Consider the following 15,618-nt stretch of genomic DNA (forward strand, 5'->3'; position numbering starts at 1 on the left):
AAGACTGAAATGATGATGGTGGGCTGCTAAATGGCTTCTGATAGCAGTAAGGACTACGCACAGCGTGCTCGCGAACAACTCGGCTTTTCGCGCTGGTGGCTCATTGTTGCCGCAGCGATAGCGATGGCTGTCGTCAGTCCATATCAGTACGTTTGGTCTTCGATCGAGGGCCCGTTAGCGAGGGATCTCGACATCCCTCTCACCCAACTTGGGCTGGTTTTCGCGCTCTTTGTCATCTTCCAGTCTGGATCACAGTTCCCGGTCGGATGGTGGCGTGACCGACACGGACCACGAGAGATAACACTTGCTGCAGCCGCGCTCGCCGGTGGTAGCTATTTCGGGCTTGCTTATTCGACAGCGATCTGGCAACTGTATGTCCTATACTCACTTGGTGCGATTGGTGTGGGTATCGTCTATACGGTCTCAGTGAATACGGCATTGAAATGGTTTCCTGACCGACGTGGTCTTACCACAGGTGCTGGGACGATGGCATTTGCAGGTGGTGCCGCACTCTTTGTTCCCTACGTTCGCGCAAATGCTTCCATCGGCGGCTATAGCGAGGTGCTACGGAACATGGGATTCGTCATCGGTATCGCCATTTTCATCGCTGCATTTGTTTTGCGTGACCCCCCGGCAAACTGGTGTTCTCAGGGTGACGTAGGTGAAAAGCACTACTCTCGGCAAGATTATAGTTGGCGCGAGGTTCTTGGTACGTGGCAGTTCTGGGTAATGTACGGAATTTTCGTCGCGGTGAGCGGGGCAGGATTAATGCTTACGGCGAAGATCGTCTTGTTCGCTCAACAGATGGAGCTGAATGCGGTGACGGCTACGATGTCGGCGACGTTCCTACCCATCGCTGGTGGTGTCGGCCGTCTCTTATTAGGAGACCTTTCCGACCGATTGGATCGGCAGAAGGCAATGGCAGCGTCGTTTACGCTCTGTGGTCTTGGTTTGTTTGCTGTCGTCTGGTTCGGGCAAACGAACTCGAGTCTTGGCTTTATTATCTCAGTTATGATAGCGACATTTTTCTGGAGCCCTCAGTACACGCTTTTTCCAAGTCTCGTGGCTGATTATTACGGTGAGACTCATTCTTCAGCTAATTATGCACTCCTCTACTCGGGCAAAATGTGGGGCGGCGTTTTCGGTGGTGCAATTACTGCATGGCTTGCTACGGCAACGAGTTGGGCCATTGTATTCAGTATCGGCGGTGTGTTCGCCGTCTGTGGTGGTTTGGCCGCGCTCGTTTTGCGTTCACCGACGAACAATTCACAGCCCACCAGTGAGGTTGTTCGCTCACCCGCGCCAGGGGGCGACGAATAATCGATTGACCACTGATCGAGAGAATGGCACAATCGCCGCTGTTCGAGCCTATCACGGATATTTCCGAGGTAGTATAGATTCGGCTCGAACACGAAACCCACTACAATTGGATAGCGTTCGTGCCGTTACGTGATTCGGACGCTGGTGCGTTAACGAAGTACTTCGGGAAGGTTGCTGGGGAGGACGAGTACAAGTATCGGGGCATCGAGTGTCGCCAACGGAGGACGCTGTCGTATATCGATGCAGCGCAGAAAGCGTTGATTCGAGCGGTGAATGAGTACCGTGATCCGGAGGAGGTTTGTGAGGAATTGCGGTCCTGGGTCGATCGCCTTGAACGTGGGGCGGTCGATCCGAATGAGTTGGTGATTACGAATCGGGTTTCGAAGAAACAGGAGGACTACACGCAGTCGACGCAGAGTGTAGCAGCGCTGGAGCGGGCGGCTGATCTGGGGTTGGCGCGTGCACCCGGTCAGAGTGTATCGTATGTGGTGGTGGACGATTCGAAGAAATCTCGGGAGCGGGTGATGTTGGCGAGTGAGTATGATCTCGGGTTTTATCGGGAATTGTTGGTTCGTGCGGCAGCGAGTGTGGTGTCACCGCTTAGGTGGCGTGAGTCGGATATTGAAAAGGAGTTAAAAGAGTATACTGAATCCAGTTTGGCGTCTTTCGGGTAAAACGACTATTTGATTGCCATAATCATTTGCCTTGCCGTTACATGACCCTGTTTCTTTCATTTTGCACTATCCCTATGGTCTCAAAACCAGTGTTGAGTGGTTTCTTTTGACAGAATATTTTTGCACGTCCATGCTTTCATAGGGGGTATGAGTTCGTCCACACCAACACCTGCGACTGTACTTGAGGTATTTGGTACACTCGACCCACCAGGGACTCCTTTGACCACCACAGAGGTTTCCGACGAATTCGACTGTACGACCCGAACTATTTACAACAAACTCGACACGCTCGTTGACGATGGCATGCTCAAGACAAAGCAGGTCGGTGCCCGTGGTCGAGTGTGGTGGCGAGTTCCTCCTGAGTACGATCGTCAGCCTGAACACGAAGTGAATTCAAACCAAATCGACGAAACTAGAACTCCTTCGCACGAATCAGTGACTAATTTCCCGTTCGGAAGTGAGATGGGCAAGCAGATCCGCGAATTCGACTGGTCCGAGACACCGATCGGTCCGATGGACGACTGGCCACAACAGTTGCGAATCGCAGTCGATATCATGTTGGGTGCGACCGAAGCCATCGGAATTTACTGGGGGAGTGACCTTACGCTCCTCTACAATGACGCTGCCCGGGAATTGATTGGCAATAAGCATCCAGACGCACTAGGACAGCCGGCTCGGCAGGTGTTTCCGGAGGCTTGGGAAACACTCGAACCACTATTCGACCATGTCATGTCGGGAAATGGTGCCACTGCACTTCACGAACAGTTGATTCCTCTTGAACGGACTGGCGAAATAGAAGACGCTTGGTTCGACTCTAGTTACAACCCAATACCAATCGAGGATGGCTCAGTCGGTGGCGTATTCAACATCGCAGTTGACGTCACTGACAGAATTCAAACCGAACAAGCACTATCCGAAAGCGAGGAGCTATTGCGGATTGCGCTTGATGTAGGGGAAATTGGCGTTTGGGAACTCGACCTTCGAACCTATGAGTCTCCCTATCACTCACTACGACACGACGAAATTTTTGGGTACGAGGAACCCATCGAAAAGTGGAGCCTTGAATGTGCCTTTGATCACTTCCACCCAGAGGATCGCGAACGGATGGAAGCGTGCTTCGAAGAAGCATTACAAACGGGCGAATGTGAATTCGAGACTCGAATCGTTCGAGCCGATGGCGAACAACGGTGGATCATGGTTCAAGCCAGCTTCTATTATGACGATGACGAGCCGATTCGAGCCGTTGGAATTGTCCAAGACATTACTGCACGCAAACAAACTGAGGCTAAGCGCGAAGTGGTACGAGACCAACTAGAATCGGAACTGAGCGATATTCTTGGGCGCGTCTCTGACGCCTTCTATGCCGTCGATGATGAGTGGCGATTCACGCATATTAACGATCGAACCGAGGAACTACTTGAACAATCAAGAGAAGAAATGATCGGTAAACGCCTCTGGGATGTTTTTCCGGAAGCAACCGAGACTGTCGCCTGGAGCGATTTCCACGAGGCAATGGAGACGAACGAACCCCAGAGCCACACCCTCTACTACGACTCGCTCGAGATGTGGATCGAGGAGACTGCCTATCCCTCCGAAACGGGACTATCTGTGTACTTCCGGGACGTGACCGAGCGCAAGGAAGCCAAGGGGGCACTGCAGGAGGCTAAGGAGCAACTGGAGGTTGCGACCACCGCGGGGTCAGTCGGGGTCTGGACATGGAACATTGCGTCTAACATCGTGACCGCAGACAGGATACTCGCAAAGAAGTTTGGTATTACCCCTGAAACGGCTGCTACGGGTGCGCCTCTTGATGATTTCTTAGCGTCTGTCCATGAGGACGATCGGGCCCGAGTAAGACAGGCAATCGAGGGAGCGACTGACGAGTTCGAAGCCGAGTACCGAGTACAGGACGCAAACGGTGACGAGCGATGGGTGATGGCACGTGGTGAAGTCGAGTACAATGCCAATACTGAGCCAGCTCGGATGAATGGCGCTCTCATTGACATTACCGAGCGTAAGCGTGCCCAGCTCGCTCTCGAACGACTCAATGACGCGAGCCGTGAGCTGATAGACAGCGATACGGAGACGATTAGTAACCATATTGCTGAGCTCACACGTGATGTTCTCGGTGTCGAATTCGTCGCACTCTGGCGCTATGACGAAACGGTTGGTGAACTTCGAGAGGATGTCTGCCACACGGCTTTCGAGACAGACCTCGATGTACGTTTTCCCGCCGACTTTTCGAACCACGTTTGGCAAACATTCATCGGCGACGATCTCGATGTCGAAAATCACCTCGACTTTCCCAAGAGTTCATCATCGACGGTGCCACTGCAAAGTCGTGTGCTCGTTCCTTTGGGAAGCCACGGAGTTATCTGTGCTGGCTCGACGCGGACTGGAACGTTCGACGAGCAAACAATCGAACTCGTGGAAACGGTCGCTGCGACTGTCAAAACGGCATGGGATCGTGCCGAAGGCGAACAGGAGTTGAAACGGCAAAACCAAGAATTAGCACGTCTTGATCAGCTTAACTCCCTCATTCGGCAGATTGATCAAGCACTCGTGCAGGCCGATACAGTCACTGAGATTGATCAGTCAGTCTGTGAGCAACTAGCGGATTCTGATCTCTTCGAGTTTGCATGGATTGGCGAATTTGATGCGATCAGAGAAACAATTGAACCACGACAGTGGGCCGGTATTGATAGTAGCATTGTGGAGAATCGTACGATTACCATCGACGACAGCACTACTAATCAAAATCCCGTGGCTACCACAGTTGCCACTCGAGATCCGCAGGTCGTTGCGGATATTGCCACCGATAGACGAATTGGTTCGTGTCGAGAGGCCATTCTTGAGGAAGGTGCCCGTTCATGCATCAGTATTCCACTGCTCTATGAAGAAACGCTGTATGGCGTTCTCACTGTCTATATTGCGCAGCCACAGCCGAATGAACGCAATCAGCAGGTAATGGATGAACTTGGTCGAACGGTTGCCCATGCAATTCATGCCGCCCAGAAACAAGAGACTGCACAGACGGACAGTGTCGTTGAGCTCACGCTCCAGTTTCAGGCGCCGGGAACGGTGCTCGCGCGACTCGCTCGGGATGCTGCTGTCCAACTCCGATTCAAGGGCATTGTTCCCACTGGGAACGGTTCTTTACACATATTTTTCACCGGAGATCGGACGTCGGTTGATGAGATTCAAGATGCAGGAACTGATCTCTCTGGGATTTCAGCACTCACGTGTGTCGCCGAGCACGATGAGACATGTATGTACAAAGCAACCGTGTCTACTTCGCCGATTGTATCACAACTTGCCACGCAAAAGGGGACGGTACGCACGCTCATCTTCGATAGAAATACTACGGTTGCGGTCGTAGATCTCCCGTCTGCCGCTGACGTTCGAGGCTACATTGATGATCTCCAGCGTACCTATTCCTCGGTACAGCTCACGTCTCGTCGCTCGTGTGACCGGTCGCCCGAAACAGTCCAGGATGTACAGATGGCGATCAAAGAACCACTTACAGATCGCCAAACGGGTGTACTCAAGCTTGCATATTTGAGTGGATTTTTCGAATCACCGCGGACAAACACAGGCCAAGAGATTGCGGACATGCTGGACGTTTCCCCACCGACATTTACACAGCATCTTCGGGCAGCTCAGCAGAAGGTCTTCGCACTTGCATTCGACGAGGAGTGACGCAATCTCTCTCAGATTCAGTATCTAGGTACCCTATTGACTTCCATTTCAGTATCATGGTATAAGATCCTTGTAGCATCCCTCTCTAAATAGTGCTAATGACCGAGGACGTTTCCAATGAGAATCGATCAGTCAATCTTGAACAGACGCTCCGAGCAGATCGAGTTGGATATGATCCAGAGACAGAGACCTATTACGCTCAATACGATACAGAGAATGTCGAGAATTTAACGACCACGATTGTTCGATCAGTGTCGGCAGTCACAGGAAATCCACCTCGGGAGTTCGATCCATTATACGACGTGATTGATCCGGATGCACTCAAAGATCTGTTTGACAAACCCAGACGCAACGCACCCAATCACGATGGAGTGTATGTCACCTTCAAATTCGCATCGTGCGAAATAGCAATTAACTGGGACGGTGAAATTCAAGTCACCCCACCATAGGACGTCTCATCGGCATCAAACGAAGGGTGAAATCTTGCCCGGGACAGTAATCCTAGCTCTGAAAATGCGTCAGTAGCGATTCGACTCGCGGATCGTCACGATAGCGGATTGTTTCACTCCGTTTGTCAAACTCAACGAGTCCGATGTCAGCGAGCTTTGGAAGATGATGGTGGAAGAGCGTGATTTCGATCTCATTGAAAGAATCAGTCTTATTGTCGTTTTCTCGCGCTGCGATATCCTCAACCAGTTCTTGCATCGTTGCACTGTTGGACGATGTGTTGGATAGATAGGCAATCACACAACGTCTCCGTCGGTTAGTGAGGGCCGAAAAGAAATGATCCGGAATGTCGTGGAAGGAGACGTCCTGATGGTCGGTCTGTTCCTCTGGGGGATGCGAGTCAGAATCATCGTTTTCAGTAGGAAAGTCCGTCATTGTCTGCTAGCTTAACCTGATTCTACAAAACTACTGGGGCAACTCACAGGAAGCAATTGGCGTGTTCTCATGACGATCACGAAAGCCACGTAGACGGATTGGCTCGGTATTCTCGACAAGTTCAGTGGCGATAACAACGTATGTTTCTAATACGATTCTCGTTGACTGTCGATAGGTGGTTCGTTACAATGTTGTAAAGAGGGGGATCGCGACAGCGATCCTCTCCGTTTCGCAGAAAAAAGACGTACTCCACCGTAACCAACCGATTACAACCACCATGTGTCACCGGCAACGCGTGGGGGATGCCGTTCTCCAGCACTGCCGTCGGCGCAAAACACGTCTACCCCTGCCCCTCGCCCGCTCCTGCCGACCTCGCTCATCTCATCGAAACAGAAGGCGTTACGCTTACTGCCGGCGTCCCCACCGTCTGGCTCGGACTCCTCAACCATATCGAAAACCACGACGTCGATCTTTCTTCACTCGAACGAATCGTCATCGGCGGGAGCGCTGCCCCAAAATCCGTTATCGAGCGGTTTGACGATCTCGGTGTCGAAGTCATCCATGCATGGGGGATGACCGAGACTGCACCCATCGGTACCGTCGCCCAATTAAAAGCCGACTTCGAAGACAGCCCTCGACAGGACCGCTTTGAGAAACGAGTTAAACAAGGGCTGGTCGTCCCCGGCCTTGAATTCAAGGTCGTAGACGACCATGGCGAAGAAGTCCCATGGAACGGTGATGACTTCGGTGAACTCTATATCCGCGATCCATGGGTTACGGACTCATATTTTGACCCCCCGACACGAACGAAGAGGATTTCGAGGGCTCATGGCTGAAAACCGGTGATATCGTTACTGTCGATGAAGATGGATACATCGAGATGGTGGACCGCGCCAAAGACGTCATCAAATCCGGTGGCGAATGGATTTCCTCGGTCGAACTGGAGAACTCACTCATGGCGCACGATGATGTCGCAGAAGCAACCGTCATCGGAGTACCACACGAACGCTGGCAGGAACGCCCCGTCGCATTTGTCGTCCCGACTGAGGGTGCAGATACTACTGATGCCCTGAAAGAGGAGGTCCTTTCAGTCGTCCGTGAAGAGTATCCGAAGTGGTGGGCGCCCGACGAAGTTCTGTTTATCGACGAAGTCTCAAAAACGACAACCGGGAAATTTGACAAAAAAGTACTGCGCGACGAATATGCTGATCTGTCCCTGGTCGAGGGGAAGACCCCGAGCCGAGAGTAACAGCAATCCGTTCCACGAAGAATTCCATACTAGCGGTGGATGTTGTCGTGTCCATTCGCCTGATTAACTCTAGCAAGGTGTTAGACCAACCACGAACAACACAGTCCGTAATACAGACCGTCTCCGTTTTGATGGGATATCGGCTGGTACTCTCCAACTACCCTAATACAGCAAAAGAGTGAACGGAGATTAGAAGTAGAGATCGGCGATACGATCAGCAGTCCGTAGTGCAAGTGCCTGGCCACTATTCGTCGGGTTCGGGCCGCCAAGCCCGTTCGCCAGCGCAGAGTGATCGGCGACGAATAGTCGATCGACGTTCTTTGCCTCGGCGTTCGAATCGAGCACCTTGCCCATGCGCATGGATGACTGCATGTGCAGGAGCAGTGGCGGCCAGTCACATCGGTGGACGTGCTCGGCGCCGGCTTCTTTGTGGATGCGGGCTGCAATACGCGAAAGTTCGTCGCGCTTTGCATCATCTTCCGGATGTGGCTCCCATTTGACCTTCGGTACCGCGCCGTGTTCATCGGAGAACGTATTGTCAAGCGAGATTCCGTTGTCTTGGCGCGGTAGATCGTCGGTGAGGATCAACAGCGCCTTTGTCTGTCGGTAATTGGACATCCGACGCTTTAGTTCCTTTCCGACAACGTAGCCACGGGTATCCCACGGTTCGTCCGGGTCAACCGGCGTGTCGAAGCTGTACCCCGCCTGGCTGAACAGATAGTCGGCATAGGAGACGAGGCCAGGTGACATCCCAATGTCTTCCATGCCGCCGACGCCGGGTTTATCGAATCTGACTGCAGAGTTCTGCCCGATATACGGATCCATGTGTTTCATATCGGGATTGATGTCCTCGATGGTCTCCTCGTCGTAGACGCCGACGACCCAGTCGAACCAGTGTGTCGTCAGCCCTTTGCCGACCCAGCCGTCATCCGGAAGCCCTGCGTTAAGCCACAGTCGCGGCGTCTCGATACAACCACCGGCAAGGATAATGGTATCCGCCTCGACGGTCTGCGTTTGGCCAGACCAGCTGTCGCGGAACGTGACGCCGGTCGCTTCGATACTCCCGAATCCTTCCTTAGTTTCGACGTCCGTAACGTAGGCGTTCGGTCGGATGGCGACGTTCCCCTTCGTGGCATCTTTATTAGTATCGAGGGCACGAGGCACGTAGCCCACATTGCTGGATTTTCGGGCTTTGTCACGCACAGGCGCGTCTATGGGTGTCGACGACCCCTGGAAGTGATCGCCAACGAGCGTATCACCGCGGAAGCCGTCGTCGTAGCTGAACGACCCCTCGTACTCAGAATTGAGGGGTTCGCCGGTTGCGGTTTGTCGCCCGGGCACTTCGACCGCGTTGGCCTGCGGTCGCCATCCGGTTTCGGTCACATTCTTCGTCTCGATGAGCGGGTAGCCCGCGTTTGTTGCTCCTTCAATGAACACCTCCTCTTTGCCCGTCATTGGGGCCTGCTGGGTGCTCGTATTCTCTTCGTTGAGTTGGTAGTAGGGAACAAGCTCCTCGTAATCGATGGGCCAGTGAGGTTGTTCGTTGATCGCGTAGGGGTACGCTCGCGGGTGGTTGGCGAAGTAGTGCAGCGATGTCCCGCCGACCGCGCTGATCTGCCAGATGAACGCGTTCTGGTGGAGGTTCCGGAACCACGGCGCCCGCGAGTGATCGGCGGGTCCAACTCGGAGGTACCCCCATGTCGGGTCATTCGCGTCGGCTTCGCGGTGCGTGAATTGCTCGTCTAATAACTTACCATCAAGGTCGTCTGGGTCTGTACTCACCGTTCCGCCTGCGTCGGCGTGGGGTTTTGGCCATTGCTTGTTGCCGTGCCATGCACCGCCTTCCAAGACGAGTACATCTAGGCCGTGGTCGTTAGCGAGTTTCCATGCGGCAGCAGGACCATCAGCACCGGCCCCAACAACGACGACATCAGGATCCCGCATCAGTTCTCACCTCCGATACCGGAGAGGACGTCATCGCCGGAGAGATCGTCAGGCAAGTTCAGTTCATCCGCGTCTGGATCGGCGAATCCGCCGTCGACCGCGTGTCGCCAGTCAGCTGCATAGCCCAGAGCCGGCCCCGGATAGTCGCTCTGTTTGCGGCTCTGAACCGCTCCAGCGGGCTTCTGCATCTTACGTTCATTGGGAGTTTCGGTTTTCGTGCTGCCGTAGCCGGACCACTCGGTGTAGTAGCCAAATCCGTGAAGTCCATTGACAGCCATGACGACAAACTTCAGAATACCAAGGTCAGGAACAAGTGGTGATAGCAACTCATCCAGATCGTCGATGATGCTCCCATCGACAATGGTCCAGAGACATCGCAGTCGGTCTCGTGGGGCGAGGCGAGTGAACGTCCCACCGGCGGGGAATTTCTGGTTGGGTTCCGGCGGCTGTTCGTTGTTGCCTCGCACGAGGAACTCGGCGGCAACGACGTCGAACACGAGGGTGAACGCTGGGGCGTATGGGTAGTTCTGGAGTACTTGATGATATGTTTCGTCGTCAATATCAACGCGAATCTCGAATTCCGCGACACCTTCGGCACTGGTATCGAGGTCGACGAACGACGTCTCATAACGCTCGACAGCGCCGAACGTGAGTCGGTTTTCGAGAGCGTCACCATCGAGGCCGAGGTCGAGGAGGTCACCGAGTGTGAGGTCGGCGAGATCCAACAGAGCGTCGAGATCGGATCCGAGGCCACCAGTGGTGAGTGTGAGTTCAAACATCGATCGGGGCATCGCAGCCTCGTTGGCTAAGAGGTCGAGTTTTTCAGTGACCATCTCCGAACGGATTTCCTGAAAATGGTTGAAATCCCAGATAAGAAACTTTTCCAGTTCAGCGTCGAGTCCACCGGGGACGTGTTCAGGGCCGAGTTCTGCTTCGAGTTCCGGTGTGCGTGGGAGTATTGCGTCGACGATGGATCGATACGTGTCAGCTGTATGCGGGTCGCTTGGGAGTTGATCGTTGACTGCTGCCTGTACGTCTGCGATGGTCGCGTTGGACATCGACAACGCTGCGAGACCGCCGATGCCTTTCATGGCGTTCCTGCGCGTTATCGAGGTGTCGTTGTTTTCGAACATAGTTGATACTATTGGCTTTGAACCACCAGTTGTCGGTAGCTGTTGGCCGACCGTATTGCTATGAATATTGGTGTACTAAGTTAAACCTTGTCAAATATAAGAACTTTTATTTAAATATTACAACGACACTTCTAAAATTCGCTGAATAACCTTGTATTCTGGCGATAGTGGGGTTATGAAACTGTTTTTCGATTCGGGACAAATTAGTCCAATTGTGTGTAAGATTCATGGTATATTGGGCCGTCTCGGTTCTAATTTTGATCGGATTGACACAATATTTTCCCACATTGTCGAACAACACTAAGTGTGCTCACATCTAATATGCTATATGAACGACCCGGAAGTTCCCATCAACTCAATTAAGCGTTCCTACGAGATTATAAATGCCATTAGTAAACAACAACAGTCCGGAGTCACCAAGCTATCGGACACATTGGATCTCCCAAAAAGCACTATTCACAATCACCTCCAAACACTCGAGACACTCGGCTATCTCGTCAAGACAAATGGAGAGTATCGGCTCAGTACACGATATCTCCAACTTGGACGCGAATCTCGCAACAATAACGAAGTATTCCTCCATGGTCGTACCGTGGTCAAGGATCTCGCAGAACAATTGAATACATACAACCAGCTCGTTATCGAGGAAAACGGCCGTGGAACGATCCTTCTTGCAACTGGATGGCAATACGAACACCTTCCACCGTCGGCCCAACATGTCTACCCCACTCACGAACATCTGCACACAAACGCTCCAGGCAAAGCGATACTCGCGTCGTTACCAACTAACCGAGTCACAGAGATCATTGAAAAGCATGGACTAGTGAAACGCACTGAACAGACAATAACTGACGCGGCAACACTCTTTGAAGCGCTATCAACAATTCGTGCACAAGGGTACGCGGTCGACTGTGGGGAGATGATTGACGGAATTGTCGGTGTCGCAGCGCCTATTATGACTGAAGAAACGGTCTATGGGGCCATCGGTGCTTACGGTCCAGCCAATGAGATGCAATCTGCTCTCGAAGGGGACTTACCAGAACTTGTCCGTGAAAAGGCTGACAGTATTTGTTCGGATATCGTCTTTGCAACTCACCAAACTACAAACGAGAGGAGCAATAACGCCCATTAATCTGCTTGATAATAAGTGACTGATAATTGGGGGTTGATACCTGGTCTCCTCGATATCAACGCCATTTCCCACATTAAGAAACGAGTATGGAATGAATTGGTCGGAAGTAGCGTTTGCGTACGAGTGTGAGCGACGCCCCACCAAAGTATGGGTCAATATATGATATGTCGATAATAGTGGGAAAATTGGATATCTTCTTGGATTGTTCGTGATGTATGAACTTCTCGAACTTTGTTGATCTCGCGGCGAACAACGTCCCAATTAAACCTGCACTGGGTGATACAGAGGATCTCCTAACCCATTCTGCACTGAAAAGCAAAACAAATGCCATGGCGAATGCACTCGAGACTCTCGGTGTATCACCAGGCGAACGGATCGCCATCCATCTCCAGAACCGCGTCGAATTTCTCATCGCACACATCGGAGCGATGAAACGCGGCGCAATACCGGTTCCCGTCAATACACACTTTACCACCGATCAGATTTCCTATGTCCTCTCCACCAGTGATATCTCAGTACTGATCACCGACGGCCAACATCCAACGATTTCCTCCAATGTCGAGACAACTATCACCGTCGATAGTAACTCGAACACCAGCTTTTACACTCTCCTCGAAGACGAAAGCACCGACTATTCCGTGCACCCGCGTCGGAACGAGGAAATCGCAGAAATACTCTACACGAGTGGAACGACCGGTCGGCCAAAGGGCGTCCGTCATACACACGGGAATCTCCAAGCCAATGCCACAGGAATAATCAACTATCTCGGTCTATCGCGGAACGACGTCGGCTTAACAGTCTGTCACTGTTTCCACGTGGTCGGCCTCAACGTTACAACTACCCCACTCATCGTTGCCCAAGCAGAAAATCGGCTTCTTCCACACTGGGATCCCAAGCTCATGCTGGAAACCATCGAAAAGCACGGCGTTACCTATGCATTTTTCACGCCAAGTATGATTATCGATCTTCTCGAATGCCAGGATACGGATCACTATGACCTCACCTCGTTGCAAACAGTCGGCGTTGGCGGTGCACCAATGCCAAAAGATCGACTCGATGACGCAGAAGCACTGCTCGGATGTCCCGTTCTCGAAGGATACGGGATGACCGAAACAACACCACTCGCTGCATTCAATCGACCAGACCCCATGCTACGCAAGCCGGGGAGCGTCGGCCCACCGGCACGAGAGGTCGTCGATATACGAATCGAGGATCCCCAAACAGGCGAAGCTGTTGATACTGGAGAACGGGGGGAACTTCTCTGGCGTGGTGACACGGTGACACCCGGCTATGAACAGCAGCAAAACGACTCTGATGCCTTCGTGGAACGCGACGGCCACCAATGGCTCCGCTCCGGTGATATTGGGTGGTTAGACGCAGAAGATCATCTCTTCATCGTTGACCGACTCGAAGACATGTTTACGACTGGCTGTGCAGACGTCTATCCACGCGAAATCGAAGATACACTTTATGAAATCGATCAAATCACTGGTGCTGCGGTCATCGACACCCGCGATGACCTTCGAGGTGCAGTAGTCACGGCAGTCATCACTCAATCAAGCGATGATCTCACTGCCGACCAGATCCTGCGTATCTGCGACAATCGGCTTGCAAGCCACGAGGTTCCTCAGCGAATCGAGTTCGTAAACGAGATTCCAACGACAGCAACTGGAAAAGTCGACCGAGTCGCCCTCCGGGAAAGGTTTGGAACCCCCTCACCATAACCCCCATCGATACGTTACTTTCCTACCAATAATCGGCACTGTTGTGTTTGCTCAAACACCTCCGACTCGGATCTCCCTCGCGTATCGGCTTATCTACGGACGCGATCAAAGATCTCAGCCACCATAGTGAAGGGTATCGATCACACCAGTTAGGAATCATAACCGATCTTGATTCGCTGATAATCTTCTTGACTAATTCGATCACGTGTTTCTCCGACCACAAACACGGTGGTCGGTACCACCTCTCCCCCTCCCGCTGGTTTGTAGCCGATAGCCGCCGATACAACTGCCGTACTCACGAGTAACCGTCCCACGTCTACCCCGAACTGTGTCAATTCGGGACGCCCATGACCGCGGTTGTGTGGATGTTCGTGTTAGATTCGTATCCCTCTCGGGTGTGTTTTCGTCCCGGCCACGCTACTCTCCGACAACCCCGTCTGTGGCCGGACTATCGTCTGTGTTGTTGTTCGTGACTTTACTGGGAAGTTCGACATCTGCTTTCAGGACGAGACGCGTTCCTTTGTAACTCAATCCGTCCTTGGATCGTTGTCGCTTGACTTCCCGAGTCGTCCATTCGAGAGTTCGTCCAATGCGTCCATCGTCTACTTTGATCTATACTCTGCAACTGACTATTCTGTGATTTTCAGTGATCTTTGAGTTTTCGTGGATACCCACTCGTCACCTCTGCTTGTTCGCTCTTCGTACCTCCCCCTCTCTTTGGACGATTTTCGAGGTACGAAAGGCGATATCACGGCCTTAAAATTGCATATAACAATGGAAGACAGATCTCAACGGGTAAAATCGTGTTTGCAACTGATTTCTGTCCCTGGAAAAGGTAAATGCACCGAATTCAGCCTTCCACCGCATAAATACGGCATTTAACGCTAATTGCCTGTTTCATGTCTCCAATGCTATATGAAACTAGTCATCAATCGCGCATGAAAATGAGCGAGGGAAAACGGTTCATACTGCTCTATTCTCCAGCGAGACCGTCTCAATCGTGTTTGCAAATCAGTTGTTTCGAACAGTACGAATCAGCAGTCTCTGAGTAGGTACTCAATGTGATAGGACGGGGGTAGACCGTCTTCTCACAGCAGGCTATCACCTGCCAAAGTTTCGGGAGCACGGAGGGCGCATTGTGCATGGCATCGTCGATAGCGGTGGGTGACACCGATCGAAGGAGAAGAACAGACGTCGTTGTCTGCGCCTGTCTCGGAGATTTCCGAGCAAGTAGAGATTCGGCTTGAGCACGAAGCCCACTGTGACTGGATAGCGTTCCATTGCGTGATTCGGACGCTGGTGCGTTAACGAAGTATTTCGGGAAGGTCGCTGAGGAGGACAAGTACAAGTAATGGGGCATCGAGTGCCGCCAGCGGAGTACGCCGTCGTATATCGATGAAGCGCAGAAAGCGTTGATTCGAGCAGTGGATGAGTATCGGGATCCTGTGGCAGTTTGTGAGGAGTTGCGAACATGGGTTGATCGGCTTGAGCGTGGGGCAGTCGATCCGAGTGAGTTGGTGATCACGAATCGGGTTGCGAAGAAAAAGGAGGACTACATACAGTCGACACGGAGTGTGGCGGCATTAGAGCGAGCGGCTGAGTTGGGGCTGGCGCGTGCTGCGCCCGGTCAGAGTGTGTCGTATGTGGTCGACGATGCGAAGCAATTGCGAGAGCGGGTGCTGTTGGCGAGTGAGGAGTTAGACGAGTATGATATCGGGTATTATCGGGAGTTGTTGATTCGTGCTGCGGCGAGTGTGGTGTCACCGCTTAGGTGGCGTGAGTCGGATATTGAACGTGAGTTAGGGCAGTATACCGAGTTGAGTTTGGCGTCGTTCGGGTAAGATGTATAACTCGATTTGAA

10 protein-coding genes and 1 pseudogene are annotated in these 15,618 nt (G+C 52.5%); 8 read left to right on the forward strand and 3 right to left on the reverse strand.

The genetic code is table 11. The features are described 5' to 3' along the window. Nucleotides 1-30: 30 nt before the first annotated feature. From OOF89_RS22615 to OOF89_RS22630, 4 genes are all read left to right on the forward strand, one after another. Entirely contained in the window at nt 31-1,320 is a 1,290-nt protein-coding gene (locus tag OOF89_RS22615) for an OFA family MFS transporter (protein WP_266083221.1), read from the forward strand. Between the two features lie 119 nt (nt 1,321-1,439). Continuing rightward, nucleotides 1,440-1,994, forward strand: a complete 555-nt coding sequence (locus OOF89_RS22620) for a DNA polymerase domain-containing protein (RefSeq protein ID WP_266083222.1) — start codon at nt 1,440-1,442, stop codon at nt 1,992-1,994. 147 nt (nt 1,995-2,141) lie between these two features. Then, entirely contained in the window at nt 2,142-5,693 is a 3,552-nt protein-coding gene (locus OOF89_RS22625) for a PAS domain S-box protein (RefSeq protein WP_266083223.1), read from the forward strand. A 98-nt stretch (nt 5,694-5,791) separates the two neighbouring features. Beyond that, entirely contained in the window at nt 5,792-6,142 is a 351-nt protein-coding gene (locus OOF89_RS22630) for a HalOD1 output domain-containing protein (protein ID WP_266083224.1), read from the forward strand. 52 nt (nt 6,143-6,194) lie between these two features. Here OOF89_RS22630 and OOF89_RS22635 read toward each other — a convergent pair whose 3' ends face one another. After that, nucleotides 6,195-6,575, reverse strand: coding sequence for a DUF7344 domain-containing protein (locus OOF89_RS22635; RefSeq protein ID WP_266083225.1), 381 nt, complete (start codon nt 6,573-6,575; stop codon nt 6,195-6,197). A 290-nt stretch (nt 6,576-6,865) separates the two neighbouring features. On the opposite strand from OOF89_RS22635, the pseudogene OOF89_RS22640 reads away from it, so the two are divergent. Further along, nucleotides 6,866-7,824 (forward strand): annotated as a pseudogene (locus tag OOF89_RS22640) (AMP-binding protein); the annotation flags it as partial. Between the two features lie 189 nt (nt 7,825-8,013). Here the strand turns inward: OOF89_RS22640 and OOF89_RS22645 are convergent. Continuing rightward, nucleotides 8,014-9,768, reverse strand: a complete 1,755-nt coding sequence (locus OOF89_RS22645; RefSeq protein WP_266083226.1) for a GMC oxidoreductase — start codon at nt 9,766-9,768, stop codon at nt 8,014-8,016. Beyond that, nucleotides 9,768-10,859 (reverse strand): hypothetical protein, encoded by a 1,092-nt coding sequence (locus OOF89_RS22650; protein ID WP_266083227.1) that lies wholly within the window; start codon nt 10,857-10,859, stop codon nt 9,768-9,770. Before OOF89_RS22650 ends, OOF89_RS22645 begins: the two co-directional genes overlap by 1 nt. Before the next feature lie 370 nt (nt 10,860-11,229). Here OOF89_RS22650 and OOF89_RS22655 point away from each other — a divergent pair, with 370 nt between their 5' ends. The 3 genes from OOF89_RS22655 to OOF89_RS22665 all read left to right on the forward strand — a co-directional run bounded on the left by OOF89_RS22655 (nt 11,230) and on the right by OOF89_RS22665 (nt 15,598). Beyond that, nucleotides 11,230-12,033 (forward strand): IclR family transcriptional regulator, encoded by an 804-nt coding sequence (locus OOF89_RS22655; protein ID WP_266083228.1) that lies wholly within the window; start codon nt 11,230-11,232, stop codon nt 12,031-12,033. 215 nt (nt 12,034-12,248) lie between these two features. Next, the gene (locus tag OOF89_RS22660) at nt 12,249-13,757 is read left to right on the forward strand and encodes a class I adenylate-forming enzyme family protein (protein WP_266083229.1); all 1,509 of its coding nucleotides are present in this window, start codon (nt 12,249-12,251) and stop codon (nt 13,755-13,757) included. A 1,517-nt stretch (nt 13,758-15,274) separates the two neighbouring features. Further along, nucleotides 15,275-15,598, forward strand: a complete 324-nt coding sequence (locus tag OOF89_RS22665) for a hypothetical protein (protein WP_266083230.1) — start codon at nt 15,275-15,277, stop codon at nt 15,596-15,598. Nucleotides 15,599-15,618: the final 20 nt, after the last annotated feature.

The organism is Haladaptatus caseinilyticus (assembly GCF_026248685.1).
Lineage (GTDB): Archaea > Halobacteriota > Halobacteria > Halobacteriales > Haladaptataceae > Haladaptatus > Haladaptatus caseinilyticus.